This is a genomic window from Kitasatospora sp. NPDC057518, from assembly GCF_042802075.1.
Lineage (GTDB): Bacteria > Actinomycetota > Actinomycetes > Streptomycetales > Streptomycetaceae > Kitasatospora.
In genome coordinates, this window is record NZ_JBHVEU010000303.1 from 1 (window position 1) to 10,845 (window position 10,845).

Here is a 10,845-nt window from a genome sequence, read left to right on the forward strand (position 1 = left end):
CCCCGTCGGCGGGCACCCGGGGCGGGACCTCCGCCCCTTGCCCGAACCCCGTCGCTCTGCTCGCGGACACCCGTTCGGGGTGCGAAGGTATGGTCGATATGACCACTTTCCGAGACGACGGGACGGAGACAACCACGTGGCGCGCAGCGTGTACGTGACCGGCATCGACCGGGGGGACGGCCGCCAGGCGGTCGAACTCGGGGTCATGGAACTGCTCACCCGCCAGGTGGACCGGGTCGGGGTGTTCCGCCCGCTGGTGCACGCCGCCCCCGGGCAGCCGGGCTCCGACCACGTGGTCGAGCTGCTGCGCGGCCGCTACCGGCTCGACCTGCCCAGCAGCGAGCTGTACGGCCTCGGCTACGAGGAGGCCGCCGCCCTCCAGGCCGCCCACGGGCAGGACGAACTGGTCTCCGCCCTGGTCGACCGCTTCCACGCGCTGGAGCGGCGCTGCCAGGCCGTCCTGGTGCTCGGCACCGACTTCGCCGACACCAGCATCCCGGACGAACTCGCCTTCAACGCCCGCCTGGCCAACGAGTTCGGCGCCGCCGTGCTGCCGGTGGTCGGCGGGCACGGCGAGGACCCCGAGACGGTGGTCGCCGAGCTGCTGGGCGCCCACCGCGCCTACACCGACCTCGGCTGCCAGACCCTGGCGATGATCGCCAACCGGGTCGCCCCCGGCGCCAAGCAGCGCATCCAGCGCACCCTCACCGAGAAGCTGCCCGTCCCCGCCTACGTCATCCCGGAGGAGCCGGCCCTGGCCGCGCCCACCGTCGCCCAGCTGGTCGAGGCGACCGGCGCCGAGGTGCTGCTCGGGGACGCCGCCGGCCTCGCCCGGGACGTGCGCGGCTACGTCTTCGGCGGCGCCATGCTGCCCACCTTCCTGGACGCGCTGACCGAGGGCGCCCTGGTGGTCACCCCCGGGGACCGCGCCGACCTGGTGATCGGCTCGCTGGCCGCGCACGCCGCCGGCGCCCCGCCGATCGCCGGCGTGCTGCTGACGCTCGGCCAGCACCCCGGCCCCAACGTGATGGCACTGGCCGCCCGGCTCGCCCCCGGCACCCCGGTCGCGGTCGTCCCCGAGGGCAGCTGGCCCACCGCCGCCCACCTGACCCACCTGGAGGGCAAGCTCACCTCGGCCAGCCCCCGGAAGGCCGAGATCGCCCTCGGCCTGTTCGAACTGCACGTCGACACCGCCGAGTTGACCAACCTGATCGAGGTCGGCCGGTCCGAGCGGGTCACCCCGATGATGTTCGAGCACGAGCTGCTGGAGCGCGCCCGGGGCACCCGCCGGCACGTCGTCCTGCCGGAGGGCACCGAGGAGCGGGTGCTGCGCGCCGCCGAGATCCTGCTGCGCCGCAACATCTGCGACCTCACCCTGCTCGGCGAGGCGGACGCCGTCCGCCGCAAGGCGTCGAGCCTGAGCATCGACCTCCCCGCCGAGGACCCCACCGCCGACCGCGCCCAGGTGCGGATCGTCGACCCGGCCACCAGCCCGCTGCGCCGCCAGTTCGCCGAGCTGTACGCGAAGCTGCGCGCCCACAAGGGGATGACCGTCGAACTGGCCCTGGACGTGGTCACCGACGTCTCGTACTTCGGCACCCTGATGGTCCAGGAGGGCATCGCGGACGGCATGGTCTCCGGCGCGGCGCACTCCACCGCCGCCACCATCCGGCCCGCCTTCGAGGTGATCAAGACCTCGCCGGGCGCCTCGATCGTCTCCTCGGTCTTCTTCATGTGCCTGGCCGACCGGGTGCTGGTGTACGGCGACTGCGCGGTCAACCCCGACCCGGACGCCCAGCAGCTGGCCGACATCGCCATCCAGTCGGCCGCCACCGCCGCCCAGTTCGGGGTGGAGCCGCGGGTCGCGATGCTCTCGTACTCGACCGGCACCTCCGGCTCCGGCGCGGACGTCGACAAGGTCCGCAAGGCCACCGAGCTGGTCCGCGAGCTGCGGCCGGACATCCTGGTCGAGGGCCCGATCCAGTACGACGCGGCGGTGGACGCCCGGGTCGCGGCCACCAAGCTGCCGGGCTCCCCGGTGGCCGGGCGGGCCACCGTGCTGATCTTCCCGGACCTCAACACCGGCAACAACACCTACAAGGCGGTCCAGCGCTCGGCCGGGGCCGTCGCCGTCGGCCCGGTGCTCCAGGGACTGCGCAAGCCCGTCAACGACCTCTCCCGCGGGGCGCTGGTGCAGGACATCGTCAACACCGTCGCGATCACCGCCATCCAGTCCCAGGACGACGCCTCCCAGGACCGCACCTCCCAGGACCTCGCGTCGGACAGCAAGGAGCTCCCCGCATGAGCAAGGGCACCCGCGTCCTCGTCCTGAACGCCGGCTCCTCGTCGGTGAAGTACCAGCTGATCGACATGCTGGACGGGGCCAGGCTGGCCGCCGGACTGGTCGAGCGGATCGGCGAGGCCGGCGGGCGGCTGGTGCACACCCCGCGCACCGGCGGGCCGCGCGAGACCGTCCAGGCCTTCCCGGACCACGCCGCCGCGCTCAAGGCCGTCGCCGAGGAGCTGTCCGCCGACGGCGTCGGGCTGGACTCCCCCGAGCTGGCCGCGATCGGCCACCGGGTGGTGCACGGCGGCCTGCGGTTCACCGAGCCGACCGTGATCACCGACGACGTGCTCAAGGAGATCCGCCGGCTGATCCCGGTCGCCCCGCTGCACAACCCGGCCAACATCACCGGCATCGAGGTCGCCCGGGCCCTGCGCCCCGACCTCCCCCAGGTGGCCGTCTTCGACACCGCCTTCCACGCCTCGATGCCCGAGTACTCGGCCCGGTACGCGATCGACAAGGACGTCGCCGACCGGCACCGGGTGCGCCGCTACGGCTTCCACGGCACCTCGCACCAGTACGTCTCGCGGGCCACCGCCCGGCTGCTCGGCAAGGACCCGGCCGAGGTCAACGTGATCGTGCTGCACCTGGGCAACGGCGCCTCCGCCTCGGCCGTCGCCGGCGGCCGCTGCGTGGACACCTCGATGGGCCTGACCCCGCTGGAGGGCCTGGTCATGGGCACCCGGTCGGGCGACATCGACGCCGGCGTGGTGTTCCACCTGCACCGGGTCGGCGGGCTGTCCGTGGACGAGATCGACGACCTGCTCAACCGCCGCAGCGGCCTGCGCGGGCTGTGCGGCGAGAACGACATGCGCGAGATCATGCGCCGGGCCGACGAGGGGGACGCGGACGCGAAGCTCGCGTTCGACTCGTACGTCCACCGGCTGCGCAAGTACATCGGCGGCTACTACGCGGTGCTCGGCCGGGTGGACGCGATCGCGTTCACCGCCGGGGTCGGGGAGAACGCGGCGCCGGTGCGCGCGGCGGCCACCGCGGGACTGGAGGAACTGGGCATCGCCGTCGACCCGGAACTGAACTCGGTGCGGTCCGGCGAGGCCCGGATCGTCTCGCCCGAGTACGCCCGGGTGGCGGTCGCCGTGGTGCCCACCGACGAGGAGCTGGAGATCGCCCGACAGACCTTCGCGCTGGTGCACCGGGAACGCCGGGAGTCCGAGGACTGACACGGATCCGTCTCACTCCTCGGAAGCTTTCGTCGGCGATTCCTCCCGGTGCGTGCCGAATGCACCTATAACACGAACGGATAGACTGATCCATATGCGCCGAGCGAAAATTGTCTGCACCCTGGGTCCGGCGACGGACTCCTACGAACAGCTGAAGGCCATCGTCGAAGCGGGCATGAACGTCGCCCGACTGAACATGAGCCACGGCAACCACGCGGACCACGAGGAGCGGTACCGCAAGGTCCGCCAGGTCTCGGAGGACACCGGCAAGGCCATCGGCGTCCTGGCCGACCTCCAGGGTCCGAAGATCCGTCTGGCGACCTTCGCCAACGGCCCGGTGACCGTCGACAACGGCGACGAGTTCACCATCACCACCGAGGACGTCCCCGGTGACCAGCACATCTGCGGCACCACCTACAAGGGCCTGCCCGGCGACGTGAAGGCCGGCGACCCGATCCTGATCAACGACGGCGTCATCGCCCTGGAGGTCGTCAGCGTCGACGGCCCGCGGGTGAAGACCGTGGTGATCGAGGGCGGCGTGCTCTCGAACAACAAGGGCATCAACCTGCCCGGCGCGGCCGTGAACGTGCCCGCCCTGTCCGAGAAGGACAAGGACGACCTGCGCTTCGCGCTGCGCCTGGGCGTCGACATGATCGCCCTGTCCTTCGTCCGCAACGCGGACGACATCAAGGACGTCCACGAGGTCATGGACGAGGTCGGCATCCGCGTGCCGGTCATCGCCAAGATCGAGAAGCCGCAGGCCGTCGAGGCCATGGAGGAGATCGTCCTCGCCTTCGACGCCATCATGGTCGCCCGCGGCGACCTGGCCGTGGAGTACCCGCTGGAGCGGGTGCCGCTGGTCCAGAAGCAGCTGATCACCCTGGCCCGCCGCAACGCCAAGCCGGTCATCGTCGCCACCCAGATGATGGAGTCGATGATCCACGCCTCGCGCCCGACCCGCGCCGAGGTCTCCGACGTCGCCAACGCCATCCTGGACGGCGCCGACGCGGTCATGCTGTCCGCCGAGTCGAGCGTCGGCAAGTACCCCGTCGAGACCGTCCGCACCATGGCCCGGATCTGCGAGACGGCCGAGGGCGAGCTGCTCGCCCAGGGCCTCCAGCCGCTCAACCCGGGCCGCAAGCCGCGCACCCAGGGCGGCTCCGTCGCCCGCGCCGCGTGCGAGCTGGGCGACTTCCTGGACGGCAAGGCGCTGGTCGCCTTCACCAAGTCCGGCGACACCGCCCGCCGGCTGTCCCGCTACCGCTCGCCGATCCCGGTGATCGCCTTCACCCCGGACAGCGCCACCCGCAACCAGCTCTCGCTGAGCTGGGGCGTCGAGGCGTACGTCACGGAGCAGGTGGCCACCACCGACGCGATGGTCGCGCAGGTCGACCGGGAGCTGCTGAAGCTCGGCCGGCTCGGCGAGGGCGACACCGTCATCGTCACCGCCGGTGTCCCGGTCGGCGTCCCCGGCACCACCAACATGGTGCAGGTGCACCACCTGGGCACCCGGGGCGAGTGAGCACCCGTCAGGCCTGAACGCCCGTGGGGCGGTCCTCCTTCCGGAGGGCCGCCCCACGGTCCTTGTGGCGTCCGCTACTTGTCGCTGTAGGGGGCGTCGTCGTTGAACAGGCGCATCCCGGGGATGCGCAGGGTGCCGCCGAACTGGCCGGCCTGCTTGGCGGTGACGCCGGTCAGCTCCAGGTCCAGCGGGATCGGGATGGAGCCGATCAGGTCGTACAGCCAGCGCGGCAGGGTGTCCGGGGTGAGGGTGATCTCGCCCAGGTCGATCGGGATCGGCAGGCCGAGCACCTTGGAGAGGTGGCCGGACAGCCGCTCCACGTACATGGTGACCGGGCCCTTGCGCATCGTCGAGGTGGAACCCGGGGCGCCCTGGACGTGGAAGGTGACGCCGTTGCCCTCCAGGGTCGACATGTCGAGGTTGTCGATGTCCACGCTGTCGACCACGAACTTCAGGACGCGCTTGCTGCCGGTCACGGTCTTCACGTCGTAGACGCCGTGGAAGGCCGCGCCGTGCAGGGCGAGCCGGCTGGTCTTCAGGGTCCAGTTCTGCTCCGGGACGACGTGCCCGGGGGCGGGCGCGCCGGCGGTCAGGCCCCGGGCGTCCACATCGCAGTCGGGGTTCTCGGTCGGCGTGCCGGACGGGCTGCCGGAGGCGCCCGCGGAGGGCGTCGCCGAGGCGTCCGCGGACGGGGTCGCGGAGGGCTTCGGCTTGCCGCTCGCCCTGCCGCTCGGCGTGGCGGTGGGCGAGGGCTCGTCGGCGGCGGGCTGGGTCGCGGGCGGCGCGGCCTGCGGGGCGGCGGCCGGGGCCTGCACCGGGGCGTCCGTATGCGGGGCCTCGGTGTGCGGGGCCTCGGTGTGCGGGGCCTCGGTGTGCGGGGCGGGGGCGGCCGGAGCGGCCGGGCCGGCGGGCGCCGCGGGGGTGGTGGTCGGGGCGCCGCCCGGGGTCGGGCTCGGCGAGCCGTTCGGGGTGAGCAGCCGGTTGACGCCGTCGACGAGGCCGTCGATCAGCCCCGCCCGGGCCGCCGGGCCGGTGGTGGTGGGCGTCGCGGCGGCCGACGGCTTGACCGGCGAGGTCGGCTGCTGGGCCGGGCCGGTGGTCGGTGCGGGGGTCGGCACCGAGCCCGGGTCCGTCGAGGGGCCGGCGGTGGGCGCGGTGCCCGGCGCGGTACTCGGCGCGGTGCTCGGCGCCGTGGACGGGCCCGGCGGCGGCTCGGGCAGCTCGCTCTTGGGCACTGGCGTCTCGACCGGCGCGACGTCCGGCACGGCGGCCGGCGCGGTGCCGCAGGGCTTGCCCGCCGCCGACTCGGCGACCGCCGGGTTGGGCGTGTAGGCGGCGGCCATCAGCAGCGCGGTCGGCACCGCGGCCAGCGCCAGTGCCCGGCCCCTCAGCCGGACCCGTACGGGCGTGCGCGGGGCCGCGTGCCGGCCGGAGCGCTGCGCGGGAACGGTCGTACCGTCGGCTTGCTCGGCCGGCCCGGTCACCGCGCCTCCTCCTGGTCCACGGCGGCGGCCCGCTTCCGGTCCGCGGTGTCGGACTGCTTCGGGACGGCGGCCGCGGGTTCGGCGGCCTGCGGCCCGCCCTGGGCGGGCAGTTCGGCGGTGGGCGCCTCGACGGCGCCGTCGGTGGCCGGCTCGGTGGCGACGCTCCGCGCCACGGCGTTCCCGGCCGTCGCGTCCCCGGCGCCGCCCTTGGCCCGGCCCCAGCGTCCGCGCCCGGCCGCCTTCGCGGCCTTGGGCTCCGGCAGCGGCGCCCAGGAGACCATCAGCCCGCCGCCGATCAGGCCCGGCAGCAGGGCCAGTCCGAAGCCCCCCAGGTTGGAGACCGGGAGGGAGACCAGCGTCAGCAGCGTGGTGGCGATGCCGGCGAAGACCCGTACGGCCGGCTGGAACCAGGCGGTCAGCCCGAGCACGATCAGCAGCACGCCGATGATCAGTGACCCGGCACCCGCCGTGGTGGCCATGGCCACCGTCATGCCGCCCAACGAGAGCTTGGCGTACGGGAAGTACATGATCGGGACGCCGGCGATCATGGCCAGCAGACCGCCGTAGTACGGCCGCGTCCGACGGAACGTACGGAACACCCGGCGCAGCCACTGGGCGGGGTTCTCGTGCTCGGCGGGCCGGTAGGAGGCAAGGGCGCTGGACACGGTGCAGCTCCTCGATGGTGTGAACGAGGGATGGAGGAGACACGGGATCCGGGGACGGCGCACGCACCGCCCCCGGTCCCGCGGGTGCCGTCGGGGCGGGCGGGCCGGGCCCGGCCCGCCGCCGTCAACGGCCTAGTAGCACTCGCCGGAACCGTCGGTGTGCAGCGCGAGCTTCAGGCCCGGGAGCTTGAAGGTGCCGGCCGAGGTGGCCCAGGCGGTCTGCTGCACGTTGTACAGGTCGGCCTTCTCGGCGGCCTGGGCGAAGCCGGTCTGCCCGGACGGCAGGCCGCCGAGCTTGGACTTCCAGCCCTGGGTGGCCTCGCCCTTGAGGGTCGACGCCTCCTGGCCGATGTTGATGTTGGAGAACTCGGCGTCGGCGTTCAGCTGGTCGAGGTCGATCAGCAGGTTCTTGGCGTAGACCTGCTTCTTGACGTCCTCGCTGTTGCCGGCCTCCAGACGCAGGATGATCTTGGGCAGCTTCCACGGCAGGCCGGGGATGACGTTGGGGTCGGTCACCACCGACTGGCAGAGGCCCTTGATGGTGGCCTCGTCGAAGGCCGAGACGGCGACCGGGTGCGGCGTGCCGTTCGACTCCGCGTCGATCGAGCCGAACTGGGCGAAGTTCCTGCCGTGCAGCTCCGGCGTGGTGACCTTGAAGCTCTGGCCGGAGACGCTGAACGAAGCCGCCAGCGCGTTGTTGGCGATCGAGACGCCCACCGCGGCGGTGGCCGCGATGCTCGGCACCATCACCAGGGCGAAGCGCTTCCAGCGGGTCTTGCCGTAGGTCTGGGACATGCGAGTCCTCCTTCTAGGACGTACATCTCCGGCTCCCCGGCGGCGCGTCCCGCACCGGTGGGGACCTGGGATGGGAGAGAGCTACGTCCTCGGTAGCGGAGAGCGCCTTGGGCGTCGTCGGACGCGGGAGCGGCCCGCGTGCAGCGGACCTCCCGTCCAAGCACCGGCCGTCCTTGCGGGGCGGCGGGCAGGACCGACGACATCGGCGATCACCCCCGAGCGACAACCAGCGACCGCGCAGGGCCGCGCGGCCGGTCGAAGGACAGGAACCGCCGTGGGACCGCGGATACCCCCCTGCCCTCCCTCCCGCCGGCCGGGGCCGACGGACCGCCCGGTGGGGATCCCGCGCTCCGCGTGGCCGACCGGGGTCGGGGTGTGGAGCCCGGGACCGGGCGTGGCCGATCGTGCTTGAATCCCGGGCGAAGCACAAGAGGTTCCTTACTGACGGGTAATGCAACATCAGGTGGCGTTGATCATGGAATCGACCCGGGCCGCACCCTGCGTGACGTCTTGAAGGAAACGTGACGGCGAAATCTGCCGGAAACGCAAGCGAAACACCCGTGGGTGGTCACACAAGGTGACCACCCACGGGTGAAATCAAGATTTGGTAAACCTCTGTTCAGTTGACCGGATTGTCGCCAAATCACCAGCGACACCGCAGGTCATCCGCCGTGCCAGGCAGCGGACCTGATCCGGGCTCAGAACGGGCTCGGGACGGACCGGGAACCGGCCCGGAGCGGGCTCAGAACAGCACGCGCGCCAGCGCCGTCCGGGCCGCGACGACCCGCGGGTCCTCCGGGCCGATCACCTCGAACAGCTCCAGCAGGCGCAGCCGGGCGGTGTCCCGGTCCTCGCCGGCCGTCCGCCCGACGGTGGCCACCAGGCGCCCGAAGGCGTCCTCGACGTGACCGCCGACCAGGTCCAGGTCGGCCGCCTTGAGCTGGATCCCGACGTCCTTCGGGTCGGCGGCGGCCGCCGCCCGGACGGCCTGGAGGTCCAGACCCTCGATCCGCTTCAGCAGCTCGGCCTGGGCCAGGCCCAGCTTGGCCTCGGTGTTGCCCGGCTGCTCGGCCAGCACGTTCCGGTAGGCCTGGATGGCACCGCCCAGGTCGCCGGCGTCCAGCGCGTCGTGCGCGGCGGACAGCGCCGGGTCCTCGGGGCGCTGCGGGGCGGCGGCCGGGGCCTCGCCCGGGGCGGCCGCGCCACCGGCCAGGCCGGCCACGCCGAAGCGCTGCTCGGCGACCAGGATCAGCTGGTCCAGGATCTGACGGATGTTGGCGGCGCTCTCCGCGCCCTGGAACAGCGGCACCAGCTGGCCGGCCACCACGGCCATCACGGCCGGGATGCCCTGGATGCCGAACTGCTGGGAGAGCAGCGGGTTGGCGTCGACGTCGATCTTGGCGAGCACGAAGCGGCCGGCGTACTCCTCGGCCAGGCCCTCCAGGACCGGGCTCAGCTGCTTGCAGGGCCCGCACCACTCGGCCCAGAAGTCGATGACGACCGGCACCTCGGTGGAGCGCTGGACGACCTCGGTCTCGAAGGTGTCCTCGGTGACGTCGATGACGAGCTGGTGGGCGGTCTGGGCGGGGGCGGCTCCGTCCGCATCGGCGGCGGACGCCTGACGAGCCCGCTCGGCCCGGGCCTGCTCGGCCTTCTGGGCGGCTTCGCCGGCCGCCTTCACTGCGGCGAGGTCGACCGCACCGCGCAGGGCGGAGCTGTTGAGACGCGAATTCCGTGGCTGCATGGCACCATCCTCCCCCGTCCGCGCTGCTCGCGGGCACCAACCTCCGGAAAGTCGCCCCGCGCGGACCGCGCGGTGCGGGTTCCCGGGCGCCGTGCCCCTCCCCCGGTAGCCTGGACCGTTCGGCGCGGATCCCCACCCGCGCCCGCGCCGCTCCCGTCCCACGGGACGCGGCGCCTGGTTGTCACTGCTTTCGCTACGAGTCGTAGCGTAACTGGAGCCGGTGGCCCGGCCGCAAGCCCCTCCGGTGGTTCGGGGACGTGACCTGCCCCACTTTCCCGGGGTGCCCCGCTGCCCGAACGGACGAACAGTCGCTACCGTTACCAGCCCCACCCAAGTTACTTACCAGTAGAGCGCAAGGAGGCCCGGTGCCGGCCGCCCAGCCCCCAGCGAGCCCGCAGGGCACGCACCAGGACTGCCCGGCGCCCGCGGGCACCGCCCGGGCCAAGGGCCGCCCGCGCAGCGCCGCCGCCGACCGCGCCATCCTCGACGCCACCCGCGAGACCCTGGCCGAACTCGGCTGGGGCGGACTGACCATGGGCCACGTGGCGAGCCGGGCCGGGGTCGCCAAGACCACCCTCTACCGCCGCTGGCCGTCCAAGAACGAGCTCGTGGTGGACGCCGTCGCCACCCTCTTCGACGAGCTGGTGATGCCCGACCTCGGCAGCCTGCGGGCCGACATCGAGGCCGTGGTGGCCCAGTTCGCCGACCTGCTGGCCCGCCCGGAGACCCAGGCCGCGCTGCTCGCGCTGTTCGCCGAGGGCACCCGCGACCGGCAGCTGCGGCGGCGGATCCGCGAGGCCATCGTGGACCCGCAGAAGCGGCTGGTCCGCCAGGGCCGGGCGGCCGCCCAGGCCCGCGGCGAGCTGGAGGCGGACACCGACGACACCTCGGCCCGCGAGGAGGTCGACATCATCTTCGACACCATCGCGGGCACCGTCGAACACCGCGTCCTGGTCAGCGGCGAGCCGATCACCCCGGAGTGGACCCGCCGCTTCACCGACCTGCTGCTCGGACCGATGCTCGCGGGCTGAGCGCACCCCGGCCGGATACACGGCGGAGCCGCCGTACGGGAGCCCGTACGGCGGCTCCGCGTCGGCCGCGGCCTCAGAA

The 10,845-nt window shown here is 73.2% G+C and carries 8 protein-coding genes; 4 read left to right on the top strand and 4 right to left on the bottom strand.

All coding sequences use genetic code 11. From position 1 onward, the window contains the following. The first annotated feature begins 136 nt into the window (after positions 1–136). The 3 genes from pta to pyk all read left to right on the top strand — a co-directional run bounded on the left by pta (position 137) and on the right by pyk (position 5,047). Complete coding sequence (gene pta, locus ACFU7Z_RS26915; RefSeq protein WP_380780208.1) at positions 137–2,305, top strand: phosphate acetyltransferase; 2,169 nt, start codon at positions 137–139, stop codon at positions 2,303–2,305. Next, on the top strand, positions 2,302–3,525 hold the full coding sequence (locus ACFU7Z_RS26920; RefSeq protein WP_074001464.1) for an acetate kinase: 1,224 nt from the start codon (positions 2,302–2,304) through the stop codon (positions 3,523–3,525). The genes pta and ACFU7Z_RS26920 overlap by 4 nt, the downstream gene beginning before the upstream one ends. Positions 3,526–3,619: 94 nt before the next feature. Next, entirely contained in the window at positions 3,620–5,047 is a 1,428-nt protein-coding gene (gene pyk / locus ACFU7Z_RS26925) for a pyruvate kinase (RefSeq protein ID WP_049656903.1), read from the top strand. 74 nt (positions 5,048–5,121) lie between these two features. Here the strand turns inward: pyk and ACFU7Z_RS26930 are convergent, their stop codons facing one another. From ACFU7Z_RS26930 to ACFU7Z_RS26945, 4 genes are all read right to left on the bottom strand, one after another. Then, positions 5,122–6,531, bottom strand: a complete 1,410-nt coding sequence (locus ACFU7Z_RS26930; RefSeq protein WP_380780210.1) for a hypothetical protein — start codon at positions 6,529–6,531, stop codon at positions 5,122–5,124. Next, positions 6,528–7,196: a DUF6114 domain-containing protein gene (locus ACFU7Z_RS26935; protein WP_380780212.1), complete on the bottom strand. Its 669-nt coding sequence runs from the start codon at positions 7,194–7,196 to the stop codon at positions 6,528–6,530. The genes ACFU7Z_RS26930 and ACFU7Z_RS26935 overlap by 4 nt, the downstream gene beginning before the upstream one ends. A 132-nt stretch (positions 7,197–7,328) precedes the next feature. After that, on the bottom strand, positions 7,329–7,991 hold the full coding sequence (locus tag ACFU7Z_RS26940) for a DUF6230 family protein (protein WP_049651461.1): 663 nt from the start codon (positions 7,989–7,991) through the stop codon (positions 7,329–7,331). Positions 7,992–8,733: 742 nt separating this feature from the next. Beyond that, positions 8,734–9,735 (bottom strand): tetratricopeptide repeat protein, encoded by a 1,002-nt coding sequence (locus ACFU7Z_RS26945; RefSeq protein ID WP_375876979.1) that lies wholly within the window; start codon positions 9,733–9,735, stop codon positions 8,734–8,736. Positions 9,736–10,100: 365 nt separating this feature from the next. On the opposite strand from ACFU7Z_RS26945, the gene ACFU7Z_RS26950 reads away from it, so the two are divergent. Continuing rightward, positions 10,101–10,766, top strand: coding sequence for a TetR/AcrR family transcriptional regulator (locus ACFU7Z_RS26950; protein WP_079271888.1), 666 nt, complete (start codon positions 10,101–10,103; stop codon positions 10,764–10,766). The last annotated feature ends 79 nt before the right edge of the window (positions 10,767–10,845 follow it).